General features: G+C 70.4%; 20 protein-coding genes and 4 pseudogenes. 14 read left to right on the top strand and 10 right to left on the bottom strand.

What is annotated here, in order from left to right; translation table 11 throughout:
* Positions 1-30: 30 nt before the first annotated feature.
* Positions 31-658, bottom strand: a pseudogene (locus ACZ418_RS10655) (hypothetical protein).
* A gap of 232 nt (positions 659-890) precedes the next feature.
* Between ACZ418_RS10655 and ACZ418_RS10650 the strand changes: the two are divergent.
* Positions 891-2,603, top strand: a complete 1,713-nt coding sequence (locus tag ACZ418_RS10650; RefSeq protein ID WP_468360083.1) for a SulP family inorganic anion transporter — start codon at positions 891-893, stop codon at positions 2,601-2,603.
* Between the two features lie 46 nt (positions 2,604-2,649).
* Here the strand turns inward: ACZ418_RS10650 and ACZ418_RS10645 are convergent, their stop codons facing one another.
* Genes ACZ418_RS10645 through ACZ418_RS10630 form a run of 4 tightly spaced genes read right to left on the bottom strand, consistent with a single transcriptional unit; the run spans position 2,650 to position 7,256 of the window.
* Positions 2,650-3,573, bottom strand: a complete 924-nt coding sequence (locus tag ACZ418_RS10645) for a carbamate kinase (RefSeq protein ID WP_468360080.1) — start codon at positions 3,571-3,573, stop codon at positions 2,650-2,652.
* A gap of 3 nt (positions 3,574-3,576) precedes the next feature.
* Complete coding sequence (gene argF, locus ACZ418_RS10640; RefSeq protein ID WP_468360077.1) at positions 3,577-4,578, bottom strand: ornithine carbamoyltransferase; 1,002 nt, start codon at positions 4,576-4,578, stop codon at positions 3,577-3,579.
* Positions 4,579-4,597: 19 nt separating this feature from the next.
* Positions 4,598-5,812: an arginine deiminase gene (locus ACZ418_RS10635; protein WP_468360074.1), complete on the bottom strand. Its 1,215-nt coding sequence runs from the start codon at positions 5,810-5,812 to the stop codon at positions 4,598-4,600.
* 28 nt (positions 5,813-5,840) lie between these two features.
* The gene (locus tag ACZ418_RS10630; RefSeq protein ID WP_468360790.1) at positions 5,841-7,256 is read right to left on the bottom strand and encodes an APC family permease; all 1,416 of its coding nucleotides are present in this window, start codon (positions 7,254-7,256) and stop codon (positions 5,841-5,843) included.
* 614 nt (positions 7,257-7,870) lie between these two features.
* Between ACZ418_RS10630 and ACZ418_RS10625 the strand changes: the two are divergent.
* A pseudogene (locus ACZ418_RS10625) lies at positions 7,871-8,325 on the top strand (cyclic nucleotide-binding domain-containing protein).
* Positions 8,326-8,616: 291 nt separating this feature from the next.
* Positions 8,617-9,015: a hypothetical protein gene (locus ACZ418_RS10620; protein ID WP_468360071.1), complete on the top strand. Its 399-nt coding sequence runs from the start codon at positions 8,617-8,619 to the stop codon at positions 9,013-9,015.
* A gap of 859 nt (positions 9,016-9,874) precedes the next feature.
* On the opposite strand, the pseudogene ACZ418_RS10615 reads toward ACZ418_RS10620, so the two are convergent.
* Positions 9,875-10,000: pseudogene (locus ACZ418_RS10615) on the bottom strand (IS630 family transposase); the annotation flags it as partial.
* Positions 10,001-10,348: 348 nt separating this feature from the next.
* Here ACZ418_RS10615 and ACZ418_RS10610 point away from each other — a divergent pair.
* Genes ACZ418_RS10610 through ACZ418_RS10575 form a run of 8 tightly spaced genes read left to right on the top strand, consistent with a single transcriptional unit; the run spans position 10,349 to position 20,819 of the window.
* Positions 10,349-11,815, top strand: a complete 1,467-nt coding sequence (locus ACZ418_RS10610; RefSeq protein WP_468360068.1) for a Cas10/Cmr2 second palm domain-containing protein — start codon at positions 10,349-10,351, stop codon at positions 11,813-11,815.
* Complete coding sequence (locus ACZ418_RS10605; RefSeq protein ID WP_468360065.1) at positions 11,812-14,112, top strand: RAMP superfamily CRISPR-associated protein; 2,301 nt, start codon at positions 11,812-11,814, stop codon at positions 14,110-14,112. Before ACZ418_RS10610 ends, ACZ418_RS10605 begins: the two co-directional genes overlap by 4 nt.
* A 1-nt stretch (position 14,113) precedes the next feature.
* A complete protein-coding gene (locus tag ACZ418_RS10600) occupies positions 14,114-15,751 on the top strand; it encodes an RAMP superfamily CRISPR-associated protein (RefSeq protein WP_468360062.1) in 1,638 nt (545 codons plus the stop codon).
* Positions 15,748-16,326: a type III-D CRISPR-associated protein Csx19 gene (gene csx19, locus ACZ418_RS10595; protein WP_468360059.1), complete on the top strand. Its 579-nt coding sequence runs from the start codon at positions 15,748-15,750 to the stop codon at positions 16,324-16,326. The genes ACZ418_RS10600 and csx19 overlap by 4 nt, the downstream gene beginning before the upstream one ends.
* Positions 16,319-18,721 carry a TIGR03986 family type III CRISPR-associated RAMP protein gene (locus ACZ418_RS10590; RefSeq protein ID WP_468360056.1) on the top strand — a complete coding sequence of 801 codons (2,403 nt, stop codon included), beginning with the start codon at positions 16,319-16,321 and terminating at the stop codon, positions 18,719-18,721. Before csx19 ends, ACZ418_RS10590 begins: the two co-directional genes overlap by 8 nt.
* Positions 18,722-18,770: 49 nt before the next feature.
* Positions 18,771-19,679 (top strand): S-4TM family putative pore-forming effector, encoded by a 909-nt coding sequence (locus ACZ418_RS10585; RefSeq protein WP_468360053.1) that lies wholly within the window; start codon positions 18,771-18,773, stop codon positions 19,677-19,679.
* Positions 19,680-19,720: 41 nt separating this feature from the next.
* On the top strand, positions 19,721-20,473 hold the full coding sequence (gene cas6 / locus ACZ418_RS10580) for a CRISPR system precrRNA processing endoribonuclease RAMP protein Cas6 (protein ID WP_468360050.1): 753 nt from the start codon (positions 19,721-19,723) through the stop codon (positions 20,471-20,473).
* A complete protein-coding gene (locus ACZ418_RS10575; RefSeq protein WP_468360047.1) occupies positions 20,466-20,819 on the top strand; it encodes a hypothetical protein in 354 nt (117 codons plus the stop codon). The genes cas6 and ACZ418_RS10575 overlap by 8 nt, the downstream gene beginning before the upstream one ends.
* A gap of 957 nt (positions 20,820-21,776) precedes the next feature.
* Here ACZ418_RS10575 and ACZ418_RS10570 read toward each other — a convergent pair.
* Positions 21,777-22,205 carry a hypothetical protein gene (locus ACZ418_RS10570; RefSeq protein WP_468360044.1) on the bottom strand — a complete coding sequence of 143 codons (429 nt, stop codon included), beginning with the start codon at positions 22,203-22,205 and terminating at the stop codon, positions 21,777-21,779.
* 379 nt (positions 22,206-22,584) lie between these two features.
* Here ACZ418_RS10570 and ACZ418_RS10565 point away from each other — a divergent pair, with 379 nt between their 5' ends.
* Complete coding sequence (locus tag ACZ418_RS10565) at positions 22,585-23,049, top strand: pyridoxamine 5'-phosphate oxidase family protein (protein WP_468360041.1); 465 nt, start codon at positions 22,585-22,587, stop codon at positions 23,047-23,049.
* Positions 23,050-23,134: 85 nt separating this feature from the next.
* Here ACZ418_RS10565 and ACZ418_RS10560 read toward each other — a convergent pair.
* Both ACZ418_RS10560 and ACZ418_RS10555 read right to left on the bottom strand, forming a co-directional pair.
* Positions 23,135-23,332: pseudogene (locus ACZ418_RS10560) on the bottom strand (pyruvate formate-lyase-activating protein); the annotation flags it as partial.
* An 85-nt stretch (positions 23,333-23,417) separates the two neighbouring features.
* Positions 23,418-23,858 (bottom strand): pyridoxamine 5'-phosphate oxidase family protein, encoded by a 441-nt coding sequence (locus ACZ418_RS10555; RefSeq protein WP_468360038.1) that lies wholly within the window; start codon positions 23,856-23,858, stop codon positions 23,418-23,420.
* Positions 23,859-24,034: 176 nt separating this feature from the next.
* On the opposite strand from ACZ418_RS10555, the gene ACZ418_RS10550 reads away from it, so the two are divergent.
* Positions 24,035-24,412, top strand: a complete 378-nt coding sequence (locus ACZ418_RS10550; protein WP_468360036.1) for an STAS domain-containing protein — start codon at positions 24,035-24,037, stop codon at positions 24,410-24,412.
* Positions 24,413-24,481: 69 nt separating this feature from the next.
* On the opposite strand, the gene ACZ418_RS10545 is transcribed toward ACZ418_RS10550, so the two are convergent.
* Positions 24,482-25,462 carry an Acg family FMN-binding oxidoreductase gene (locus tag ACZ418_RS10545; RefSeq protein ID WP_468360033.1) on the bottom strand — a complete coding sequence of 327 codons (981 nt, stop codon included), beginning with the start codon at positions 25,460-25,462 and terminating at the stop codon, positions 24,482-24,484.
* 244 nt (positions 25,463-25,706) lie between these two features.
* Here ACZ418_RS10545 and ACZ418_RS10540 point away from each other — a divergent pair, with 244 nt between their 5' ends.
* On the top strand, positions 25,707-26,306 hold the full coding sequence (locus ACZ418_RS10540) for an Rv1733c family protein (RefSeq protein ID WP_468360030.1): 600 nt from the start codon (positions 25,707-25,709) through the stop codon (positions 26,304-26,306).
* The last annotated feature ends 406 nt before the right edge of the window (positions 26,307-26,712 follow it).

Below are 26,712 nucleotides of genomic sequence, written 5' to 3'. Positions count from 1 at the left end.
CGGGGCGAGGTCCGTCCCGCCGCGCTCGGGTCAGCGCAGCCAGGTGTGGTCGCGGACGATCGGCAGCCGCGCCCACAGCCGGCCCAGGCCCCAGGTGGCGCCCGCGCCCGCTGCCGCCACGGCGATCAGCGCGCCGGCGTAGATCACGTGGTAGTCGGCGAACGGATTCGTCGACATGCTCGGCGAGCCGTCCGACAGGTGCCTGGCCGGCGGCCACTCGGCCATCCACATCAGCGCCGTCATCGCCGTGCCCGCCACCGCGGCCGGCCGCAGCGCCACACCGGCCATGACGGCCACACCGATGCCGAGCAGACCCAGCATGAACAGCCAGTCCGCCCACGTGTCGCCGGCCCAGGAGCGGAACGTCGACTCCATCGGCCCGGCGGCGACGGGGCTGAGGAAGCCCTTCGTCGGCGACCCGCCGTCGATCCAGCCCTTGCCGGACGCGGTCGCGTATCCCAGGGCCGAAGGTCTTGTCCAGGAACGCCCAGAGGAAGACGAACCCGGTCAGGATGCGCAGGGATGCGAGGGCGTAAGCCTGCGCGGTGTGCGTGCCGAGACGTGCCGACACTGCGGACTCTGCGCCGGTCCGGTGCCAACGGAAGGCGGCCGACAGGTGGAAGCCCGGGCTCCGGTGCGGGTGCTCGTGCACGGCCATCAGGGTGATCCCTTCGGGGATGTATGAATCGTCGTCTCCTTGACGTGTCTCACTCTCGTCCGATGCCTGACGCCACGCCGGATGCCGAACGTCTCCACCCGTTGGGCTGAACGTCCCCGTGTCCGGGGCCCGTTGGGCTGGAGGCGGCGAACCGGGCAGGTTGAGCACCGGGCGGGTGTCGCGGATGATCGCCCGGCCATGGATGCTGGGCCCAGGCAGAGAGGGGCGGCACATGGCTCAGGACGCGGGCAGACGGTCTTCGTGGTGGTGTCGGCTGGTACCCGGCCTCGACACCCTGCTCGGTTACCGGCGCTCGTGGCTGAGAGGCGATCTGCTGGCCGGCGTGACGGTGGCGGCGTACCTCGTGCCGCAGGTGATGGCGTACGCGGGTGTGGCCGGGCTGCCACCGGTCGCCGGGCTGTGGGCGATCCTGCCCGCCCTCGCGCTGTATGCGTTGTTCGGGTCCTCCCGGCTGTTGTCGGTGGGGCCCGAGTCGACGACCGCTCTCATGACGGCCACCGTGGTGGGTCCGCTCGCCGACGGGGACGCGGGGCGCTACGCATCGCTGGCCGCGGCCCTCGCGGTGACGGTCGGCCTGCTGTGCCTGGTCGCGCGGGTGGTGCGGCTGGGCTTCCTGGCGGACATGCTCTCCCGCCCGGTGTTGCTCGGCTATCTGGCCGGGGTGGCCTTGATCATGATGGTGGACCAGCTGCCCAGGCTCACGGGCGTACGGACCACCGGTACCGAGTTCTTCGCCCAACTGTGGTCCTTCGCCAGGCACCTGTCCGACGTCGATGCGAAGACGGTCGCCTTCTCCGCGGTCGCGCTGGTGTTCCTGTTCGCGGTGAAGCGGTACGTGCCGGCGCTGCCGGGACCGCTGCTCGCGGTGATCCTCGGCACGGCAGCCGTCACCGTCTTCGACCTCGACCACCGGCACGGCATCGAGGTGATCGGCGAGGTGCCGTCGGGGCTGCCCTCGCTCGCGCTGCCGGACCTGGGCGAGCTGCCCCACCTCGTACTGCCCGCACTGGGTGTCCTGATCGTCGCATACACCGACTTCATCCTCACCGCGCGCGCCTTCACCGGGCGCACCGACGACGAGCCCGGCCTCGACGCCAACCAGGAGTTCCTGGCGCTGGGCGCGGCCAACCTCGGCGCGGGCACCCTGCACGGCTTTCCGGTCAGCAGCAGCGCCAGCCGTACCGCGCTCGCCGCCTCGACGGGCGCCCGCAGCCAGGGCCACTCGCTGGTGGCCGGAGCGGTGGTCCTCGCCGTCCTGCTGTTCTTGAGCCCCCTGCTGAGCCGGACGCCTTCGGCGGTGCTGGGGGCGCTCGTCGTGTACGCGGCCGTCCGCATGATCGACCTGGCCGGGTTTCGCCGACTGGCGTCGTTCCGCCGCCGCGAACTACTCCTCGCCCTCGGCTGCCTGGCCGGCGTGCTCGCTCTCGACATCCTGTACGGGGTGATCGTGGCGGTCGGCCTGTCGGTGGCCGAACTGCTGACGCGGGTGGCGCGACCGCACGACGCGGTCGAAGGGCTGGTGCCCGGACTGGCGGGCATGCACGACATCGATGACTATCCGCAGGCCCGCACGATCCCGGGCCTGTTGGTCTACCGCTACGACTCTCCGCTGTTCTTCGCCAACGCGGAGGACTTCCGGCGCCGGGCCCTGGCCGCCGTCGACGAACAGACCGTTCCCGTCCGCTGGTTCGTGCTGAACACCGAGGCGAACGTCGAGGTCGACATCACGGCGCTGGACGCGGTCGACGAGCTGCGCCGCGAACTCGGCCACCGCGGCGTTGTGTTCGCCCTGGCCCGGGTCAAGCAGGACCTGCTGGACGACCTGAAGGCGTACGGCCTGGCGGACTCCGTGGGCACGAACCTCATCTTCCCCACGCTACCCACCGCGGTGGCCGCCTACCGCGAGTGGAACGGCGAGCGGTAGGGCCCGGCCCTGGAGGCGCGATGCGGAGCGGTGCCGCCTCGCTGCGTCACCCGACCGTGAGGTCCGGCCGGATCAGCGTGCCCGACCTGCCGTGGACGATCTCGTACGCCGCGTCCAGGGCACCGATCGCGGCCAGACCGCCGGTGTGCTCGACGAAGCCGGCAGCCGCCTCGGTCTTGGGCCCCATGGAACCGGCAGGGAAACCACCGTGCCGCAGTTCCCGGGGGGTGGAGTCGAGCAGCGGGTGCTGGTCGGGGGTGCCGTAACCCTCGTAGACGTAGGGGACGTCGGTGAGGATGAGCAGGAAGTCGGCCTTGAGGTCCTCGGCGAGCAGGGCCGCGGTGAGGTCCTTGTCGATGACGGCCTCCACCCCGGTCAGTGCGCCGGTGTCGCGGTCGGCGGTGACGGGGATCCCTCCCCCGCCGGCGCAGACCACCAGGGTGCCGCTGTTCAGCAGCTCGTGGATGGTGTCGGTCTCCAGGACGCGTTCGGGTGCGGGTGAGGCGACGACGCGCCGCCAGCCGGTGGTGTCCCGGGCGATGTGCCAGCCCCGCTTGCGGGCCAGTGCCTTGGCCACCGGCGCGGAGTACACCTGCCCGACGAACTTGGTGGGCCGGGCGAAGGCGGGATCGTCGGCCCGTACGAGGGTGTGCGTGACGAGGGCAGCGATCCGGTGCCCGGGCAGAGCATCGTGCATGGCGCGGGCGAGCAGGGAGCCGATCATGCCCTCGGTCTGGGCACCGAGCAGGTCCAACGGGTAGGGGGCGCTGAGCGCGGGGTCGGCCGCGCTCTCCATGGCGAGGAGGCCGATCTGCGGGCCGTTGCCGTGGGTGATGACCAGCTCGTGTTCCCGGGCGAGGGCGGCCAGGGCGGTGGCGACCCGGTCGATGTTGGCCTGCTGGACGGCGGCGTCGGGGCGTTCGCCGCGGCGCAGCAGGGCGTTGCCGCCGAGGGCGACGACGATGCGCATGGTTCAGTCCTCCAGGGTGGCGACGAGCACGGCCTTGATGGTGTGCAGCCGGTTCTCCGCCTGGTCGAAGACGATCGAGGCGGGCGAGGAGAAGACCTCGTCGGTGACTTCGAGGCCGTTCCGGCCATGGGCCTCGAACAGCTCCTGGCCGAGCCGGGTGCGGTGGTCGTGGAGGGCCGGCAGGCAGTGCATGAACTTCACGTCCGGATTGCCGGTCAGGGCGAGTGTCTTGTCGTTGACCTGGTACGGCAGCAGCAGCTCGATCCGTTCCCGCCAGGTGCCGGCCGGTTCCCCCATGGAGACCCAGACGTCCGTGTGCAGGAAGTCGGCGCCCTGCACGGCTGCCTCGACGTCCTCGGTGAGGGTGATACGCGCCCCGCTCCGCTCGCCGAACGCCCGGGAGGCGGCGACGAGCGCCGGTTCGGGCCACAGGGCCTTCGGGGCGGCGATCCGTACGTCCATGCCGAGCAGGGCACCCATGGAGAGCAGGGAGTTGCCCATGTTGTTGCGGGCGTCGCCGAGGTAGCAGTAGGCGATGTCGGACAGCGGCTTGGAGCTGTGCTCCCGCATCGTGAGCATGTCGCACAGGCTCTGGGTGGGGTGGGCGGTGTCGGTCAGCCCGTTGTAGACAGGGACGCCGGCGTGGGTGGCGAGTTCGGTGACGATCGACTGGCCGGAGCCCCGGTACTCGATGGCGTCGAACATGCGACCGAGGACGCGGGCGGTGTCGGCGATGGACTCCTTCACGCCGACGTGGGTGTCGCCGGGGCCCAGGTAGGTGGTGCGGGCGCCCTGGTCGGCGGCGGCGACCTCGAAGGCGCAGCGGGTGCGGGTGGAGGTCTTCTCGAAGAGCAGGGCGATGTGCCTGCCGGTGAGCCGGGCCTGTTCGGTGCCGGCGCGGCGGGCCTTCTTGAGGTCGGCGGCGAGGTCGAGCAGGTGGTGGATCTCGCTTGCGGTGAAGTCGAGTTCGCTCAGGTAAGAGCGGCCTCGCAGGTCCACGGTCATGGTGGGTGTCCTTACGGGGTCAGGCGACCGGGTCGCGTTCGACGGGGCAGCTCATGCAGCGCGGGCCGCCCCGGCCGCGGCCGAGTTCGGCACCGGCGATCGTGACGATCTCGATGCCCTGCTTGCGTAGATAGGTGTTGGTGGTGACGTTGCGCTCGTAGCCGACGACCACGCCGGGTGCGACGGCGAGGAAGTTGCTGCCGTCGTCCCATTGCTCGCGCTCGGCGTTGCGGATGTCCTGGGGGGCCGACAGCATCCGGACCTTGTCCAGGTCGAGGGCTTCGGCGAGCGCGGTCGCGAGATCGGTGTTCGCGGTGACGTCGAAACCGGTCTCGCGCTCGGAGCTGGGTCGCAGCGTCCACGAGCGCAGCGAGTCGGCGAGGCCGGGGTAGATGACGAATGCGTCGCGGTCGACCATGGTCAGCACCGTGTCGAGGTGCATGTACGCACGGGCTGCCGGCAGTTGGACGGTGATCAGCCTGCTCGCCGTACCGGCCGCGAAGAGCCGGGCGGCCAGGTTCTCCACAGCCTGGGCGGTGGTGCGCTCGCCCATGCCGACCATGACCGCGCCGTTGCCGAGGACGTGGACGTCCCCGCCTTCGAGGGTGCCGACGGGCCCGGCCAGTAGCGGGGCCGGCGCGACGCCCGCGAACATCGGATGGAACCGGTAGACGGCCTCGGCGTGCAGACTCTCGCGCCGCCGGGCGGGCTTGGCCATCGGGTTGACCGACACCTGGTCGTACACCCAGCAGGAGTTGTCCCGCGGGAAGAGGTGGTTGGGCAGCGGGGCGAGGGCGAAGTCGTCGGCGCCGAGCGCGTTCCACACCAGGCTGTGCGGGGTGGCGAGGGGCAGGTCGCTCTTGAGGAGGCCGCCGATCAGATGGCCGGCGAGCGTCTCCCCGTCGAGTTCGGCGCACAGTTCGCGCACCGGGTCGACGAGGGCCGGGCCGACCGTGGCCGGGGTGACGACCCGGTCCAGCAGCCACTCCCGGGCCTCGCGGACGTCGAGGGTCTGGGCGAGCAGGTCGGCGAAGTAGTGGACGCGGGTGCCGTGGTCGCGCAGGACCTGGGCGAAGGCGTCGTGTTCCTCGCGGGCGCGCTTGGCCCACAGGATGTCGTCGAAGAGCAGGGCGTCGACGTTGCGCGGGGTGAGCCGGGAGAGTTCGAGGCCGGGGCGGTGCAGGATCACCTGGCGCAGCGGGCCGACCTCGGAGTCGACGTGGAAGGTGTTCATCGCGGAGGTTCCTCTGTGCTGGGGGCGGTCAGTCGTGGCGGCGGAAGTCGTTGCGCTTCCGGGGTCCGCCGATGCGGCCGGTGCGGAGTCCTCGGGAGAGCCGCTGGGCCGGCGGGGGCGTCTCGGGTGCCCGTTCCGACCGGTCCACGGCCGCCGCGCTCCTCGGCGCCGTGGCCTCGCCGAAGGTGTCCTGTCCCCGCTTCAGCCAGACGTAGACCGGGACGCCGAGCAGCAGCACGAACAGGCCGTAGTAGACGGTCTGGTAGCCGCTGCCCTGGATCGACCAGTACGAGAAGGCGAGCGCGAGCGCGGCGACGGTGATGTCACGGGCGAGCCTGCGGGGGCTGAGGCTGTCCCGGCCGCGGACCAGGAGCCAGTACAGCTGGGCGGCGGCGGAGAACAGGTAGGGGATCACGGCGGTGAGCACGCTGAGCAGCACGATCTTGGTGAAGACGTCGTCGAAGCGGGTGTAGCTGAACACCGTGATCAGCGAGGCCAGCACGGTCGAGGCGACGATGCCGAACGCGGGCACGTCGTTCCTTCCGCGCAGGCGGGCGAAGGCGGTGGGGAAGAGCCCGTCACGGGCGGCGGCGTACGGCATCTCGGCGCACAGCAGGGTCCAGCCGTTGAGGGCGCCGATGCCGGAGACGATCGCGGCGACGGCGACGATGTCTCCGGCCCAGGTGCCGCCGAAGATGTTGTTCGCGGCGTCGGTGAACGGCGCGGTGGATCCGCCCAGCTTGCCGTGCGCGACGGTGCCGAAGACGGCGAGGGTGCCCAGGATGTAGATGACGGCGCAGATGAGCGTGCCGTAGACGGTGGCGCGGGGGACGTTGCGCTCCGGCTCGCGGACCCGGCCGGCGACGACAGAGGCCGCTTCCAGGCCCAGGTAGCTGAACAGGGCGATGGCGCCCGCAGCCGAGATCGCGCCCAGCGGCGACTGGCCGCCGGCGTTGAACGGGCCGAAGTTGCGCGAGTCGATGAACAGCAGTCCGACGGTGGCCATGAAGATCAGCGGAACGAACTTCAGCACGGTCGTGATCACCTGGAAGGCGCCCATGTTCCGGACACCGGTGAGGTTGATCGCGGCCGGTATCCACAGCCCGACCAGCGCGAGAAGCACCGAAATCCACTTGCTGTGCCCCGTGTTGACGAACACCTCGACGTATCCGACCCAGGCCACGACGATCGCCGCGTTTCCCGCCCAGGCCGTGATCCAGTACGACCAGGCGTTGAGGAAACCGGCGAACTCACCGAAGGCCTCACGGGCATACACGTACGGGCCGCCGCTCGCGGGAACACGCTTCGACAGGGCCCCGAAAGTCAGGGCCAGGGCGAGCGCGCCGAGGGTCACGGCGACGAACGCGACGAGGGAGATGGGCCCGTACGGGGCGAGGGCGGAGGGCAGCGCAAAGACTCCGGTGCCGATGATGCTGCCGATCACGAGTGCGGAGGCGGCGGGAAGGCCGAGCGCCACAGTGGGCGCTGTCCCCTTTCCGCCTCCTGTTGTTCTGGGCATGGCTGAGGCTCCTTACGGACCGGCGTGGGTGAGTCGATCCGCGACTGATCCTTCTGCCCCTCAGCCGCGCACAGTCAGCGGCCACACGGGCCATGCGCGACCCCGATGGTCCCGCTGCCGTAGGCCTGGACAGCCCCGACTCGTCCGCTTCCCGGCGCTCCTGGTCACAGGACATGGGCCGTTCGGTCCACGGCATGGTCCGCCCAGCCCCATCGGCAGCACCGTGCCGAGCTCGACGATCGAGGGCAGGCGCTGCGGCCGGGCTCGCCACGCGGCACCAACCGGTCGGCGGCACCATGTCCTTACGGCACGTTCGAGATGGGTCCCGCACACCCCAAGAGCCGCGAGGGCCTCGTGGTGGGGAGGCACGATCCTCGCGCCACGGCGGCCGCCCCCACCAGCATGGGGGCGGCTGCCGTCTTCGCTGCCATCTGCGGGGGCCGAACGGCCCTGCTCCGGCCCCGATGGCCCCTCGCCCGGTCCGAGTCGGCACCACACGCTGGAGTCATCACTTCGCACCCTCGACCGGGAGGCCGGCCATGAACACCCCGAGCATGCTGCGCGCGCTGCCCACCCAGCACCGGCAACGGCTCATGCGTCTCGCCCGGGAGGTGTCCTTCCCGCAGGGGACGCGCATCTTCAACGAAGGTGCACGTGCGGACCGGTTCTGGATCATCCGCACCGGCTCCATCGATCTCGGCACACATGTGCCCGGCCGGCGCCGGGCCGTCATCGAGACCCTCGGCCCCAACGAACTCGTCGGACATCCTGGCTGTTCGCGCCGCACGTGTGGCATATGGGCGCCACAGCGGCGACACCGGTACGGGCCTACGAGTTCGACGCCACGGCCGTCCGCTCCCTCTGCCAGGACGACCCGGCACTCGGCCATGCCGTCACCCAGTGGGCCGGCGACGTACTGGCCCACCGCCTCCGTACCACCAGGACCCGGCTGCTGGACCTCTACGCCCCCTACGGCGCCGGAAGCACCGTGTGAGCGGGCCGACCCGCCGAAGGAGCCACCGTGCACGGCACCCCGCACACGCGCGGCTGACGATGCCCTGCAGCATGCCCACGTCGTCGACGACGGGCAGACGGACGTCCAGCACCGCCGCCTGCGGTCGCAACGCGGGAACCCACACCAGTTCGTAGAGCAGTCAGGCGTCACGGTCCCGATCCTCGGTGCAGGTCCAACGGCCCCGCTGCTGGGGTCTGACGGCCCTGGGCCAGGACCGGTACTCGCAGAAGTCTGGAGCCCGCTGCGAAACGATCAGAAGGAGCGGAGCACATGACTGCCAAGGACACCGGCACCAAGGTCACCAGCGCCGTCGCCGTAGAGGTGCGCGTGGAAGGTGATGTGGACGAGGAAGCCGTCGCCTACCTCCGGGAGAAGGTCGACGCGGTCCTCGGCCGGCCCGGAGTTCCGGCCGTGAGCGGTGCGGTGAGGGTCACCAGGGCGGTGGCGCACCACGCCGAGCGGCCCTGGTCCGCCGGGGCCGAGCTCGTCGTGGGGAACACCCTCGTGGTCGTGCATGCCCAGGAGGCCACGGCACATGAACTGGCGGACCGGCTGCGGGACCGGCTGCGCAGCCAGATGAACCGTGCCCTGCACCGCATGGAGGAGGCCCGCAGGTCGGCCACTCCTCCTCCGTGGCGCGGCGGCCGTACCGACAGCGGCCGAGAGTAGAGCCCTTCACCGTCCGCCGCACCCGCGGTGCCGCTCCCGTCCGCACACCGCCGGCCACCGCCGACGGCTCTCGTCAACGGAGGCGCTCCCCCAATGACCCTTCATGAGGCCGGAATCCTGGTTGCGGTGGCGGTGATGTTCTTCCAGCGGTGACGGGCTTCGGCAGCCTGGTGCTGGTGGTGGCGGCCCCAGGCGGACCAGTGCAGCGGGTGCGCCGGATCGCGGTGGGGCCGAGCCGGGTCGCCGGGGGTGATGGTGCGGGGGCGCGGGTGGCCTCGCCGTGTAGACCACGTACAGGATCGCGGTGACACACCCGAAGACCGCCGAGGTGCGCGAGCCGTTCTCGCAGTTCAACCGCCTGATCAACTCAGACACGACCTGCATCACTCCCCTCTCTGCACCCTCGACGACAGGCTCGCGCGGCGATCTCCATCGCCGCTGGTCAACAGCCACTCAGATGGGATACTGTGCGCAACACCGCTGAGGCCCGCAGGGCATAGAAACCAGCCAGTACCGCCAGAGCAGGCAGATGAGTGCGTAACACCGCTGAAGGCCACAGGGCATAGAAACCAGCCAGCGCAGCACGAACGCCTGCATGTCGATGGTGTGCGCAACACCGCTGAAGCCCACAGGGCATAGAAACACCAGCGGCACGAACTCGTGGGGGATCACGGCGTGCGCAACACCGCTAAAGCCCACAGGGCATAGAAACGAACCTTTTGCCTCAGAACACCGGCATCTCGGCGTGCGCAACACCGCTAAAGCCCACAAGGCATAGAAGCGTCCAAAGATTGCAGCAGTTCAGCCAGCATCAGGGTGCGCAGCACCCGCTACTGAACTTGAACCCGTGAAGTTACGGCGCGAGGTTGGCGAGGACACCGCGGTTGAGCAGGGACCAGATGCCCTCGGCCGGGTTCAGGTCCGGTGCGCAGGAGTGCAGTTGGAGCACGGTCAGCCAGTCGATGGACTCGATGAACTCCTGCATCTCGCCGAACAGGTTTGCTCACGGAGCCACCTCACGTGGTCGATCGCATCGATCCGGTTGCATGACGAGTATTCAGGTGGTTAATTGTGGTCGCGCTGCTGGTGGGGAGCGCGGACGCTGGCGTGCCAGTGCGGGGGTTGGAGTATGCCGGGTGGAGATGTGACGCGGGTTCACCTTGTTGTGTTTGAGGCATGGAACATCACGCGGTTCATCTCTGTCACGAACAAGCGTAGGGAGATCGCGGGCGCCTCGGAGTTGATCACCTATCTTGACCGCCGGTGGGTGGGCCGTGCGCTGAAGGAGCTGTATCCCGGTTTCGAGACGGGCTGGCGGATCGAGGACCAGCCCGTGGAGATCCTGGAGGCCGGGGCGGGCAACGCGAAGGTCCTCGTGCGCGACGGTGAAACGGCACGGCGCCTGGTCACCGAGGTGACCAGTGCGGCGCTGCGCGAGGCCCCGGGCCTTGAGGTGTGCGGGGTGGTGAGCGAACCCTTCGACTGGTCGACCGGCCGTCTGCTCCATCAAGCTCTCCAGCGGGCAGAGGGGGATCTGGGGCCGGTGCGTACGGCACTGCCCGGCCCGGATGCCCGATTCCTGCGCCTGCCGATCGTCGACGAGTGTGCCACCACGGGCCTGCCCGCCGAGTCCCTCGCGCGGCAGCCCGATGATTCGTGGGAGCCGAGATCCGCGGAGAGCCACGCCAAGTGGCGTGCCTACGGCAAGCAGGACGAGGGAAATGGCCTGGGGCGGCTTGCAGAGCTCGCGGCTACGCAGCCCCAGCAGCTCGCGCGCGTCGTCGACCGGCTCAACGACGACTGCGACTGGGTCGGTGTCGTCTACGCGGACGGCAACGGGCTGGGTGAGGTGTTCGGCAACTTCGACGCATGCGTGGTGGACGGCACCAACCGCCGGTACGCCGACACCCTGCGGGCGTTCTCGGGCGCTGTGCAGCGCAGCGCGAAAGATGCCTTCGCCGAGTCGGTGGCGCGGCTGGAGGCGCTGGGAGCGCGTCCCGAGCGGGGCGGACCGGTACCGGTGCTGCCGCTGATCCTGGGCGGCGACGATCTCGTTGCCTTATGTGAGGGCAAATGGGCGTTGCCTTTTGCTGAAGCTTATCTCCGCGCGTTCGAACGGCTGACCGCTGAGGCGCCGGAGATCAGCGTGCCGCTGACACGGCGGGGCATGGGACCTGGTCTGTCGGCTTGCGCCGGTGTGGCGATCGTCAAGCCGCACTTTCCCTTCGCCACCGCGCAGAACCTGGCGATGCGGCTGATGAAGGACGAGGCCAAGCAGGTCAAGAAGGCGATCCGGGGGCGCCCGTGTTCCGCCGTGTCGTTCCACGTGTTGTACGACAGCTCCGGGGCCGATCTGGGCAGGATCCGCGACCGGCAACAGCTCGCCGGCGCCCTGGATGGTCCAGAGACCCGTTTGGTTGCGCAGCCGTACGTGGTCAGCGACGTGCCGGACGACCACGAGTGGGCGCGGGGCCGGCGCTGGAGCGACCTCGAGCGCCGGGTGGCCGTCCTTGCAGCGCGCGACGAGGACGGCGAACGCTCCCTGCCCGCTGCGCAGCTGCACGACCTTCGTGAGGCCCTGTTCCTGGGGCGGGCTGTGGCGGACGGCCGCCTCGCCAACCTGCGGCAGGACTACGGTGCGCGTGGTCTCGACGAGCTCAGCGGCGCTCCAGGCAGCCTGTTCTGGCAGGAGCCGGAGCAGCGGCACGACGACGGGCGGATCCAGGTCGGCGTCTGGGTGACCGGGCTGCTGGACGCCATGGACGCGGACGGATTTCTGCCCACCGGAGCGGACCTGTGACCCAACTCGAACTGACGCTGACCATGCTCGGGGACTGGCACGTCGGCACCGGCGCGGGATCCCACGGCCTCGTTGATCGCAGCGTCCAACTCGACGGCGACGGGCTCCCGTTCGTCCCGGCCAAGACGTTGGCTGGCGTGTGGCGTGACGGGTGCGAGACCGTCGTGCACGCTCTGGACGGGGGCGAACAGGGGTCCTGGTACGCGTGGCTGGAGTACCTTTTCGGCAGCCAGCCGGCTCTGGAGCGGCGCGGTGTCATCGAAGAGACGCGAACCGGCCGCCCCCGGCCGGCGGCCCTGTTCGTCGACAGCCTGCACTACCCCCAGGCCATCACCACGGCGCTGCGCGACAAGCCCCGTCTGCGGCGAGCGGCGACGTTCATCAAGCCCGGTGTCGCGATCGACTCGGCCACCGGCCACGCGGCCGAGAAGATGCTGCGCTTTGAGGAAATGGCCCGGGGTGGCGCCGTATTGGTCGGCCGCGCCCACCTCGACGGAGGCACTCTCAGCGCCGAGCAGCAGAAGTGCGCTGCGGCACTGCTGGACGCCGGGGCGCGGCTGGTGGAGAGTCTCGGCGGCAAGCGGCGCCGCGGTGCGGGCCGCTGCCGCTTCGACATCGGTGCGACGGCTGCCGACTGGCGGTGGCTGCGCGGCCAGACAACCCCGCCGCGGGTACCCGAGCAGGACACGGCGACCGCGCCGGCCGTCCTGCACGAAACGTCCCGGGCTCGTGACGGTTGGGAGATCGCCGATCTGCGCATGGTGCTGCGTCGGCCGCTCGTGGCTCACGAACGGACCGTGGGCAACGCTGTGCGCAGCTCCACGCATTTACCCGGATGGCTGCTCCTTCCCGCCGTGCTGCAACGCCTGGACTCCCTGCAGGCCGCCCTAGCGGCGCGCGCCGGTGAACTGGTCGTCACCAACGCCACCGTGGAGGTCGACGGTCAGGCCGGACGCCCGGCTCCGCTGGCCCTGGCCCAGTTGAAGAACAACGCGGCGCGGCACGTCAATCTCATGGCCGAGGCACCGGATCGGCAGGTGGAGAGCCTTGAGGCAACCTATGTGGGGGAGTACCGGCCCGGCCGAGGACTGCCGCTGGGCATGTGCCCGCACACCGAGCTGACCCACAACACGATCCTCGACGAACAGCAGCGCCCAGTCGAGGCGGTCGGTGGGCTGTACACCTACCAGGCGATCGCTGCGGGGACTGTGCTGCGCGCGCAGGTGCGTGTGCCCGCCGGGCTGCTGGAGCGGGGATGGCAGGAGCGGCTGTCCGGGACGTGGCGCATCGGCCGGGCACGCAAAGACGGCTACGGCCTGACTGAGGTCACCGCCACCGTCGCCCCGCCGCCTGCCTCGCGGGCGCTGCCCGAGGACCGACTGCGCGTGTGGCTGCTGTCGGACGTCCTGGTCACCGATGAGCGGTTGCGTCCCAGTTCCGATCCGGTGCACCTGGCCGCCGAGCTGGGCCGGGCGCTCGGGGTTCAGCTTCGGCCCAGCGCCGAGGAGGGCGGTGACAGCCGAGTCGTGCGGGCGAATGCGACGCGCCGTTTCGACCCGTGGCACCGCCGCTGGGGTCTGCCCCGCGCCAGCCTGCTCGGCATGAAGGCGGGCAGCTGCCTGACCTTCGACATCGTCGGCGGCACGCTCACACCCCAGGCCGTACAGCGCGTGGAGCTGGCGGGCGTCGGGCTGCGCCGGGCCGAGGGTTTCGGTCAGCTGGGAATCGCGGACCCGCTGTTGTACGCCGTCTTCGGCGATGCCACGCCCGCCCCTGCGCCCGCGCACCGTCCGGCGGCCGACGCCGTCGAGCCGCCCCTCGACCCGGTAGGGAGCGAGGGGCACAGTGAGGTATTGCGGGTCCTGGAGCAGGCCGCCTGGCGCACAGAGCTGCACCGCAAGTGCGAGGCCATCGCCCGCCAGCGGCGTGGAGACGTCCTTGGCCGTGGATACGAAGACGTGCCGCCTGCGCAGCTCGGCTCCCTGCGCATGCTCGTCACCCGCCTGGCGCGCCCCGGCGAGGCGCAAGCACGCACCTGGCTCGCGCGCCTGAAGACGACACGCGGTGTCGAACAGCGCAAGCCCTGGCCGCCGACGGCCCTGCGGTGTGTCGAGGACCTGCTGACCGCGCCCGGCCGGGTCTGGGAATTGCTGGAGCTGCCCGAGGGCGACCTCGTGGCCCACACCGACAGGACACAGCAGCTGCGTGAGCGGCTGTGGGCCGAGGCTGTCCGCACGCTCGTCGAGGACTGCCTGACCGCGCACAGCCGCGACACGGACCAGCGGGAGGGTGCCTGACATGCCGGCCACCACGCGCCCGATGACCACCCGGCTCAGGGTTCGCGGGTGGCTCCGCGCCCTCAGCCCCCTGCACGTGGGTGGCGTCGGCCAGGACCCCAACGCGGCCCTGCCGACGGCTGTCGACGGCCGCGGACGCCTGTACGTGCCTGGCACCAGCCTCGCCGGTGCCATGCGCGCCCTGCTTCACCCCGGCACCGGAAACAGCGACGGACCACAGGAGGACGAGGCCGACAAACTGTGGGGCTTCGCCGAGCCCGGCACCCAGAACGGGACCGTCAGCCGTATCGTGACCCGGGACGCGCTCATCACCTCCGGAACCCGCCTCGACGACGACGGAGAGCCCGCCGACACCCTGGACCCCGTCCGGCTGGAGACACGGTACTCGGTCGGCATCGACCGACACGGCGGAGTTGCCGCCCACGGCTTCCTCCACGCCAGGGCCATCGTGCCCAAGGGCGCCTACCTGCGCTTCGAACTCGACCTCAACGCCACCGCCCGCACCCTCGACGCCGACCGCCGCCACCTCAAGCGCCTGCTGGCCCTGCTGGCAGACGGACGGCTGCGGCTCGGCGCCGCCAAGACCCGAGGGCTCGGCCACCTCGCACTCCTGCCGGACCAGACCGACGTACGCGAGCAGGACTTCACCAGTGCGGCAGGGCTGCTTGCCGCACTGGACCACGCCGACAGCGGAATGCTGTGGCCACGCAAGGAATGGAAGGACGAGCCCGTCCCGGCGCGGCAGGTCCTCACCGTCCGGATCGACTGGGCCTCGGCCGCGCCCGTCATGGTCCGCTCCGCCGCCAACGGCTTCACCGTCCATGCCGTGCCGCTCGCCTCCGCGATCAGCCCGGACCAGGTCGCCCTGGTCCTGCCCGGCACCGCGCTGAAGGGCGCCCTGCGCTCCCACACCGAACGCATCGAGCGCACCGTACGCGGCATCGACGCGCCCGTCGCCGGCCCGGACGACCACGACGCCGAGCGCAGCGCCGCCTTCCGCCGCCAGCTCGACCAACTCCCCGCCGTACGCAGGCTCTTCGGCGCCGCCCCGCTCAGCGTCGGCACACAGAAGGAGAAGGACGGCACGAACGACGACCGCGGCATCGGCGCGGTCACAGTCGACGACTGCTTCGCCGAGCAGAAGATCCCCGCCCAGGTCTGGGCCGACGTGTACGAGCCCGAAGACGACACCGGCACCTCCCCCGCGATCACCACCCTGCGGGAGCACAACCTCGAACGGGCCGACCACGTGGCGATCGACCGCTGGACGGGAGGCGCCGCCGACGGCCGCCTGTACAGCGTCCTCGAACCGCACGGCCTGGCCTGGGAACCCATCGAACTCACCGTCGACCTGAACCGCCTGTACGGCAGCGGCCGTGACCGGGACCGCGCGGCGGAGCGTGAGCGCGGCGAGGCGGCCCTCGCGCTGCTCCTGCTGGCCTTGCGCGACGTCAAGGCGGGCCGCGTGCCGATCGGCTACGCCACCAACCGAGGCATGGGCGACATGTGCGTGCACGCCATCACCCTGGCCTTCCCCCAGCCGGAGGAACCCGTCGAACTGGACACCTTCCTGGCCGGGCAGCGCGCCAAGGACCTCACCACGGCATGGTGCACCTACATCGACGGGACCCGGGTATGACCACCCTGCACGCCCGGGCGGAACCGGGCATCACACTCGCCGACGCCCTGACCCGAGCCGGCTTCACCCACGCGGTGGCCCTGCTCTCCTCCCCCCACGAGCACGTCGTCGCCCGCGTACGCGACGGCCACTGCCACACCAGCAGCAGCGCCGACTACGGACTGGACACCGTCTTCGAAGCCCGCGTGTTCGACGAGCACAGGGAACTACGCTGGTTGTGCCAGTCGGGCACCCGCGGCCGGGCCGTCATGCTCGCCGAGGACCCGGCCCTGCTCCCCGGCGCCTTCACCCACGGCATCGCACCCGTGGCCGCGGTGGACACCATTGACGCCCACTACCTGCTGTGGGGCCGGCCGATGCCCGGCGACGGCGAGTGGACCACCTTGCACACGCCCCAGATCGGCACCATCGAGGTGCCCTTCCCCGCGCCGGATTCCGACCGCCGGCTGCGCCTCGCGGCCCGCGAATACGTCAGCGTGGAACCCCGGCACGGCAACGCCTACGTCAGTGAGGAGCGGCTGCTGCTGCGCATCGAATGCACACCGCCCGTCCCGACCGGGAGCAAGCATGGCTGAGCAGACCCGCAGCGGCACCCTGTCCTGGGACGAGGCCGCGCAGAAACTCGTCGTTGCCGTCACCGAAGAAGGCGGCCGCCGCCGGACCGTCAAACTGCCCCACGACATGGCCCCCGAACTCAAAGAGCTCACCGGGCCGGAACTGCACGGACTGCGCGTCGACTTCACCTGGATCGGCAAGATCCGCGACATGCGACCCAGCGGGGCCGCCGCCCCGGTCAAGGTCAAGCGCGTCAATCCCCGCCAGTTCATCAACCCCTACACGTTCCTGCCCGCCACCCCACGCGACACCGCCGACAAAGACTTCGGCGACCACGCCCCAGTCGGCCACGACCGCCTCCACGAGGGCCACTGGACGGGGACGCTCCCCGTGCGGCTCACCGTCGCCACACCACTGCTGCTCCTCGACCCGTCCAGGGCCGAGCGGGACGGCAAGGACGGGCACGCCACCTACCCCGTGCTGCACCGCAACGGCCGGCCGTACCTTCCCGCGACCTCGATCAGGGGCATGCTGCGATCCGCATACGAGGCGGTGACCAACTCGCGTCTCGGTGTCTTCACCGGCCACCAGGACCGTCTTGCGCACCGGATGGCCGCGGCCGAAAGCCAGCGCATGGTCCCGGCGCGGATCAACGACGACGGCAGGGCGATCAGCCTCCTGCTCGGTGACACCGGCCTCGGCGGACAGGCATCCCGCCAGGGAGCACCCACTCTGCACGCGGCCTGGCTTCCCCGCTACACGGACCGGGCCGTCACCTACCCCGGCGGCGCGAAACCGCAGCACGGAGACGAGGTGGTGGCCCGGGTCGAGCGCGTGCACCACACCCGCCGCCAGCCCGGCTTCTACTTCTGGCAGGTCCGCGCGATCGCGCCGGCCGGCGAGGAACTCCCCACCACACCGAAGGCCCCGCCGGGCCGGCCCTCCGGTTCGTCGGCACACCGCCCGACAGGCGAGTTCAAGGAGATCCGCGGCTGGGTCTGTGTCACCAACCAGAACATCTCACGCAAGCACGACGAGCGGGTGTTCTTCGCCGGAGACGCGGGCACCGTCGAGTACCCGCTGAGCGACGAGCTCATCCAGCAGTGGGGCAACACCATCCGCGACTACCGTGCCGCCCACCGCGACGACGAGATCCACAACCGGACCAGCCGGGCAGGCAAGCGGGCACGCCCCGACGAGTACCTGGGCCACGCCCCCGGATCCACCGCCTGGAGCCCTCACCAGTACGACGACAGCTACCTCTCCCTCAACCCCGGATCGCTGTGCTACGCCCATATCGCCGAGGACGGTCGGACGATCCGCGGCCTGTACCCGGTCATGATCTCCCGCAGCCTGTTCGCGCAGTCACCGCAGCACCTGCTCCACGACACGCTCAGCCCCGCCAGCACCCTCGACCAACTGTCCCCCGCAGACAGGGTGTTCGGCTGGGTGTCTGCCTCCGGGCCCGGCGCGCATCGCGGACAACTCCGGATCGGGCCGGTGAACTGCGAGGAGACCGTCGAGGTGGACGACTTCGGCGACGACGGGGTACCCCTGGCGATCCTCGGCCAGCCCAAGCCGCAGCAGGGCCGCTTCTACCTCGCCGGAACCCCCGACGGTTCGCAGCCACTGGGGGCACGCGCCCGCCGCAGCACCTGGTACACGACCGGCCAGGCCCTGCGAGGCCGCAAAGCCTACTGGCACCACCGCGGCCTGCCCGCCGACTACTGGGACAGCCCCGGCGAGGACCGGAGCCGGGCAGCCGACGCCAGCGGACGCTTCCGAGAGTACCGGCGCCCGGACACCGACGAGGGCCCTCAGCGCGACAAGCAGAACCGCTCCTTGCGCGGCTGGATCCGACCCGGCTCGTCCTTCACCTTCACGATCGGCGTGACCAACCTGACCGAGGTCGAACTCGGCGCGCTCGTATGGCTGCTCAGCCTCCCCGAACAGCACCACCACCGGCTCGGCTACGGCAAAGCCCTCGGTTTCGGAAGCGTCCGCCTGGAGATCGCCGGGGACCGGGACGGCGACCTGCGCACCGGACAGCAGTGGATCGACGCCTACCGCTGTCTGGATCCAGCCGCCGATCAGGCACCGGAGGACTTCCTGACGCGGCTGAAGCAGGCCTGCCGCACCTTCGAGGCCGCAGCGGGCGCCCAGGCGCCGCACCTCCAGGCGTTCCTCGCCGTCTCCGAAGGCCGCGACGAGGCCGCCGTGCACTATCCCCGCGTCCGTCCCGACGGAGTACCGGAGAACCTGCCGGTCAAGCCCGACCCGCAAGGCAACTCGTACGCCTGGTTCGTCGCCAACGAACAGGAGGAGAAGCGAGAGGTTCGCAAGGACCGAGGGTTGAGCCTGCCCCAGTGGGACAACCCCTTCCTGCCCATTCACCCCGAGAAGTCCCCTCGCTGATCCCACGGCTGCCGGGACACGATCCGCACGACCACCAGGGAGCGCACTCATGGCTACCAGCACGGTGGACGGTCACCACCCGATTCCCCGACGGCAGGACGAAGACGAGTTCGTCAAGCTTCGTGCCGCCGCGCGCACGACGTACACCACCGCCGACCGCATCCGCGTGGTGCAGAGCTTCAGCACCATCGCCCTGGCCATCGCCGCGCCGGTACTGGCCCTGTTCTGGCCGAAGGCGTCCAACGTCCTCGCGACCACAGCGGCGCTGTGGCTGGTCGCCGGCCGCACCTGGATCAAGTCCCTGCACCGACAACGGCATCTGCAGAGTGTGAAGTACCAGGAGCTGTACGACGTCGGCCTGTTCGGACTGGAGTGGAACACTGCGGTAGCCGGCCCGAGACGGCTGATCCGGGAGGAGGCCAACGCGACCCGATGGCAGGTCATCGACAAGGACCGCGGCTGGTACGAGAACGTTCCCGACGTTCCCTGGCCGCTGGACGCCCTCGCCTGCCAGGTCCAGAACCTCCTCTGGTCGCGCCGAAACCACCGGGCCTACACCCGGATCCTGTGGACCGCGCTCGGCGTGCTGTGCGCCGCAGCCGCCGCGATCTGGGCCGCCAAGGGCTTCTCGATCGACGACTTCCTCGTGAAGATGTTCGTCCCGCTGGCCCCGGCTCTCCTCGACCTGTCCGAACTGCCCCGCCACCACGGCGATGCGGCCCGAGCACGAGAGCAATTGGAGGAGAGCATCGACGACCTGTGGCAGCAGCACACCGCCGGACGTCCCGTCACCGCAGCCGACTGCCGCGAAATCCAGGACTCGCTCTTCGAGCTGCGCGAGTCCAGCCCGCCCGTGCCGACCTGGGTGCACACATACCTGCACGAGGGTGTCCAGGGCGCGAACGCCGCCCGAATGGAGGACATCCGCCAGGAGATCAGCCGATCGCCCAGCTCCTGACCAGTCTGACCAGTCTGCACCCCAGCGCGAGGACACCCACGATGCCCGTGCGATGGACCATACGGCTGCACGCCCCCACGGCGGCACGCCACGCCACCCCCGCGCAGTTGCACGGACTCGCCTGCGCCCTCTTCGAGGGGGCAGGCGCCGACCACACCAGCCAGCACAAGCCCTTCTCCACATCCCCGCTGCTCGCCGTCGACCAGCACCGAGGCCTCGCCGAACTGTGTCTCGGCTGGATGGACGACCGCACCATCCCGCCACTCGACGTCCTCATCGGCCACCAGGTCCGGCTCGGCTCGCAGCACTTCACCGTCCTGCACGTCGACCAGCAAGCAGCCCCCTACGCGGCGCTGCTCCAAGCCCCCGCCGAGCGCCGCGCCGAGATGACCTTCCTCAGCCCCACCCTGTTCACCCGCTCCGGACGGTGGATCCCGCTGCCGGACCCGGACCTCATCTACCGCAGCCTCCTGCGCCGCTGGAACCAGTACGCCGCCGTTCCCATCGACGAGCCGGTGGTCAAGGAACTCTTGGACGCGGTCGTGCTCACCGCCCACAACACCGCCAGCGAGCCGGTCGCACTCCCGCGCGGCAACCGCACCGGCTTTACCGGACGGGCCTGCCTGGCACTGCTCAGCGGCACTTGCCCGGAAGCCGCCGCGGCGTTCTCCGCCCTGACCCGATTCGCGCCGGTTGCCGGCGTGGGCGCACAGACCACCCACGGGCTGGGATACGTGCGCACAACCCGCCCTGCCTCAACTGCCCCTACCCGGCAGGGTGGCGCCGATGGGTGAACTGCTCCACCAGGCCGCGCCCGAGGAACGCCTCGCCGCCACCTGGGCCGAAGTCCGCGAGAACGACCTCGAGGACGGCGAAAAAAGCCACCAGGCCGCCGAGTTCGAGCACGGCGCGCTGCACCGACTGATCGAGCTCAGCCAGCAGTTGCGTGCCCGGACCTACGAGCCGTCACTCGTGGCCACCATCGAGATACCCAAGCCCAGCGGGGGCACCCGCTTGCTCGTGATCCCCAGTGCCCTCGACGGTAGGCCCGCGCGACGATCTCCATCGCCGCTGGTCAACAGCCTCTCATATAGAGTAGGGTCCGCAGCATCGCTAAAGCCCGCAGGGCATAGAAACTAGGCTCCTCCAATGAGACCTGCCAAGTTCCAGTTGTGCTCAGCACCGCTGACGCCCGCAGGGCATAGAAACCGAAGCGCATGCTGCGTGGTGCTGTTTCCGAGAACCCCGAGTGCGCAGCACCGCTAAAAGCCCGCAGGGCATAGAAACACGCCTTCATCCTCCCTTCCTGCGGCCTCATCTGGAGTGTGCAGCGCTGCTGAAGCCCGCAGGGCATAGAAACCTCGACGTCGATCACACCTCGTCGGTGATGACGGTGCGCAGCACCGCTAAAGCCCGCAGGGCATGGAAACAACATCTGAAACACCATCCGGTGCTGCATGAGCTGGGCGAGTGCGCAACACCGCTAAAGCCCGCAGGGCATAGAAACCTCAGTTCCCTGACATACGGGGAGACGACAACCAGGTTGTGCGCAGCACCGCTTCGTAGCTGCCATGCGAGTGCGGCCTCAGAAGGGGCGTATTTGCTGTCCCGCGTATCCTGGTCGGCGCGGGCGCGGGGCCTTGCACGCCTGGAGGGGCACCCGTGAGGCACCTGCGTGAACTGTTGATCGACGCATGGTCGTGGCTTAACTACAGGCAGGCCATGGCCGACCTGCGCCGGCTGGCCGCGTACAAGTTCCTCGCCGCCTACGACTCCAACCAGGCCGGGCAGCTCGCGGCCGTCACCGGCGTCCACCACGGTGTGGAGCGCCGCGAGTTGGGCGACCCCTCCAAACTCATCGACACCAGCCTCGGCTACCTGCAGGGCGCGGAGCAGACCATCGTGGTGCCCGGCGCCGACCATGCCGGGCTGGACAAGCCGCCGTCGAGGACCGTGCCGCCGCCGACCTGCAGGAGAAGCTGCGTACCTGGGCGGACAAGGAGCGCGGTGCGCTGCGGCGACGGCGTCTGCACCCTGGCGTGGGAGCCGTCCAAGCGGCGGTCGCTGCTGCGCACGTACGACCCCGGGTGGAGGCGCTTAGGGCCTTCGCCTTCGGTTGACGAGGAGCAGTGCGCAACAGACGACGGAGCAGGCCAGCCCTGCGTACAGCAGGGGCGCAGTCCAGAACCACACCGCCTCCGTGCTGTGGCCGCTGGTCCAGTGGCAGGTGATGGACGGAGGGAAGCTGTCCACGCTCACCGATGTCAGCCCGTAGTCCCGCCCGGCGTCCATGTACACGCCGTCACCGGTCTTGTCCCCACACACGTCGAGCGGTTTCGTGAAGGCGATCCCGTAGACGGTTCCGGCCCCGTAGGCGGCGATCGCTGTCGCACTGCCGATCACCGCCCAGCGGGCCGACCGCGAGGGCTTCCTCCTGGTCACCCACAACGCGTACGGAAATGTCCCAACGGCGAAGAGGAGAAGTGTGATCGCGGGCGGACCGAAGAATGCGAACAGAGACACCATGCGCCCTGACGTTACTTCGAGCGGAGGAACCGCTGCCGGTTCGCCCGGTACTCAGGCGAACCCGCGCATGCCGATGCTGGACGACATGCAGGAGATCATGTGCACGGCCTACTGCTGGGGTGTGCAGGGCCGACCGGACAGGGACGAGGGCCGAACGGCCCTGGTGTGAGGACGTCGAGTGCCGGTCCAATGACCTGATCACGCCTGTCCGTGGCGCCAACCGGCTGCCACGGCCAGGCAACCAGCCACATCTTGAAGGGACGACGGACATGCCGTACCGGCGCGCCGGCCGCGACCACAGCGACAGGCCGTGCAGCCGCCTCGCCGCCCCGGCCGAAGACACACCGCAGTGGGCCACGACAGCGCACGGAAGCCTCCCATGACCACCGACACCGACCGGTCCCTGCCTGCCGGTCCGCGCCGGAGCATCGAGCTGGACAGCGACGAAGCCCTGCGGCTGCTGGGCAGCGTGTCCTTCGGCAGGATCGTCTTCACCCGCCACGCACTGCCGACCGTCCGCCCGGTCAACCATGTCCTGGACAACGGCGACATCATCATCCGCACCCACGAGGGCGCGGCTCTGACCGCGCGCGCCGGGCAGGCCGACGGCCAGGGCGTCGTGGTGGCCTACGAGGCCGACGCCATCGACCCCGCCACGCACCTCGGCTGGAGCGTCGTGGTCACCGGCTACGCGCACCTGGTGACCGACCCTGAGGAACTGGCCCGTTACCAGGCACTGCTCAACCCCTGGGTGAACCGGACCATGGACTACGCGGTACGCATCCGCCCGGATCTGATCACCGGCGTCCGGCTCACCACCGACGACGAGTCCGACGGCACCTGATCGCGGTCCGGCGACAAAGAGGTGATCATCCGCCGACACAGTTCGGGGCGCGTCGCGCAGCGGGAAGTCGATGCCCAGCGCGTCGCACGGGGACGCCCAGCCGGTCCAGGCGGGTAGCGAAGTTGAGCGTGGGAGCCAGCCTGCCACCGGTGAGCTTGCGGTAGGTGGCGGCGGCGAACGCGTTGATGTCCAGCAGCACCAGGTCTGTGTCGACGAGGAGTTCGTCGGAGGTACGCGTGCCGAGGAAGCTCGAGGTGTGCAGGGCCGTGTGCAGGCCGGCCTCGGCGTCGGCCGGCGAATCCACGCCAGGCGGCTCCGCCGCGCCGTAGGGCCGTTCGGGCCTGGTCGCGGGCGCAGGCGCCCGGCGGTCAGGCGGACAGGTGCAGGCCGTACATCGTGCGGCCCGCGACGAGTTCGCGCCCGGTGACCAGTTCAGGCTCGATGCGCACGAAGACCTCCTCGGGTGAGGGAGCCCAGGAGCGCGGGCCGATCCGCTCCAGGCGTGCCGCCTCGGCCGGATCTGTCACGATCTCGGCCCGGCCGGTGACGACGACGCTCCAGCCGGAGTGTGCGTCCACATCGACCGCGTCTGCCTCGAAGGCGACGACCGCGGCGTCGACCGCACGGGCCAGCTCGGAGGCCGCCGAGGTGCGCAGCAGCACCGCTCCGTCGGTGTCCAGGCCGAAGTTGACCGGCACGACCGCGGGCAGCGCCCGGCGTGTGTGGACGATACGGCCGATGGGCGCCGTCGCCAGCAGGCGCAGGCACTCGTGACGACCGAGTTCGCGGAAACCATCGTTCGGGTACATGAGTCAGCCCGTCCTTCGCCCGGTGGAGGGATCACACTCCATGCTGAGGCCGGCGGCGGCCGCAGGTGAGGGCCACGGGTCCCGCCCAGACCGGAGAGCGGCCCGAGGAAACGTGGCGGCGAAGGGGGGCCGGACGGCCCTTCCGGCACGCCCATCGGCCCGGATTGGCTTTGACCATGGTCGAAGCCCTCATCACGTCCGCACCCCGCCACACCGAGCGTGCCGTCGGCGGGACGACCGTCGTGCAACTGCGCGGTGAGATCGACATCCTCACGGCACCGCCCCTTGGTGCGCGCCTGGACGATCTGACGGCCGTCGGCCTCCCCGACCTCGTGGTGGACCTTCGCGCCGTGTCCTTCATCGACTGCGCCGGACTCGGGATGCTGTGCCGGGCGCGGAACAGGGTCATGGAACGGCGCGGTCGGTTACGTCTCGTCGCTGACGGCAACCAGTTCCTTCGAATCCTGAGTGGCGCGGGACTGGCCGGCGTGTTCGAGATCTACGACCGCCTACCCGAAGCCTTGGCCGCCGTGCCCGTCACCGCCGCGGTCTGACAATGCCGTAGGCAAGCAACCCGCACCACACGGGGACCACGGCTGCTCGGGCGGCCCGGTCGTTGAGCGTCACCACGCCTGATCCGGCGCACGTCGCGGGGTGACCGGGCCTTCCGGGCCGTACCCGAGGCGAATCAGCATCTGCGCATGCCCGGTGAGGTCCCGTACGGGGCCCAGGGCGCGGCGCAGCTCTGGCCACTCCATCGGCTGGTGCAGCAGGGAGGCACGCGCACCGTGCGCCGTGGCCACCAGCAGGAGGTGCTCCAGCGCCTGTCCGGCGCGCAGCCAGTCGCTGCGCCGGTCGTGCTCGGTGGTCAGCAGGGCTACCGCAGGAGGGGATTCGAAGGGCTGGGCGGGGAGCCGCTCCGGATGTCGTTGTGCGGTGAAGTCACGCATGGGCAGCTGCTCGTGCACGTCCTGTGGCCCCAGTGCCGATTGCGGTATGCCGACGTCGGCGGAGTCGTCCGGATCCCGGTGCACCCATCGACGGCTCTCCGCTGCCCGGTCCGGGTCGGCGCGGTTGCGGTGCTCGGCCTCCGTGGCCACGCACAGCAGCCGTGCCGTCTCGGCGGTCCCGGGAAAGGTCAGTGAGGCGCCTTCCGCCTGAGCAACTTCGGCGAGTTCGGCTCGAACGTGCGGCGGAAGCGGCCTGCCGGAGAACGGGGACCTGCTGCTGTGCCTGCGCCAGATCATCGGGTAGAGGTCGGGGCGGTGTCCCGCAGTGTGTCGCTGGCCCGTCCCGGACAGCCGAAGGTTGGCCAGCACGTTCGGGTTCTCGGGATCCGGCAGCAGGCGTACGACGGGTGACCGTCCGAAGTGGGCCGACGCGACGCGGAGGTTGAAGACAGCGGCACCGACAGACATGTGCAGCGCCCGACCGACAGGATCGGCGTGGCGCAAGCCACGCTCGGGTACGGCGCGCACCTCCAGTACGGCGGCTTCCGGGTCGAGCCGGAAGCGCCACGGCTGGGTGTTGTGGATCGAGGGCGCGGCCACGGCGGCCGAGATGCAGGCTTCCAGTGCCGCGGCGTCGAGGGGCGCGGTTCGCATGATGGCCTCCTCCCGTACGAAGTCGGACAGGTGCGGATGTCCTACGAGCGTGGGAGCGCCACGGCGGAACGGTGAGGGGCCGATGGTCCCCTTGCCGGGCCCGTTCAGCGCACATCGGTCACTACGCACCGGCGCAGAACCACGGCTTGGCCCGATCGGCCCCCCGCTTCCGCCTGACCGGCCCATGCCACGGCAAGGCTGCGGCTGTCACCTTCGTGTGTATGAGGACGAGGAGGTGCGGAAGATGCGCGAGGACAGGCCCGCGAACAGGAAGCGCAGACGAACGGGGGTGCCGCTGTGGCGATGGCGGAGTAACCCGATCCGGCGACGTGACGACGTCCTCGAGGCATGGCTCCTGCTGGCCATATGGGTGGTCATCGCAGTGGGTGGCACGGTGGCCGGTCTGGTGACGGCCCATGCGGCCGACCAGGTCTTCGCCCGGCAGCGGGCCGAACGGACCCCCGTTCCCGCCGTTCTCCTCGAAGGTGTCCCGCGCACCGCGACCTCGGGGATGGGCACAGACCTGGCCTCGGCAAGGGTCCGCTGGACGACTTCGGACGGCTCCACGCACAGCGGCATGACGCTGGTGACCACCGGGAAGAAGACCGGCTCCACGGTGAGGATCTGGATCGACACCCAAGGGAAGCTGAGCACACAGCCGCCGACGCCCGGCAAGGCGGCCGTCGAGGCGGGACTCTTCGGAGCCTCCGCCGCCCTCGCCCTGAGCGGCGTGGTCTTCGGGTTCGGGAGCGTCGGCCGTAGGTACCTCGACCGTCGGCGCCTCAAGCAGTGGGACAGGGAGTGGACCCTGGTCGGGCCGCAGTGGGGCCACAAGACCGGTTGACCGTCGGACCCCCTGCACGAGCGACCTCGGTCATGCTGCCGGGGAGGGACGCCACGGCCGAGGAGGCACCCAGCCGGGCAGGTGGGCCAACCGGTCGGCCAGGTGGTCGCGGGCGCGGGCGATCAGCCGTCGGTTCCCTCCGGCGCCGGAGCGGGGCGGGGTCGGCGCCTATGTGGGTCGGTGCGTGGGTCCGGCCTCCCAAGAGGGCCTCGTAGGGAAGGCGTCTCCGCCGGGTGGTCGCGGATCAGGCGCCGGGTGCGCGGGCTGGTGAGCGCGAGCAGCGGTGAGGCCTTCAAGGGCGGTACGGCGGGCAGGCCGAGCCGACGGCACGCCGGTCGCGGCCGGAACGCGGCGAGACAACCGCCGGCCTGGACGCCCAGGACCCCGTCCACCAGCACCGCGCCAT

Source organism: Streptomyces sp. NPDC030820, from assembly GCF_055572075.1.
Note: the sequence above shows the minus strand (reverse complement) of the source record. Positions and strands in the feature narration are given on the sequence as shown.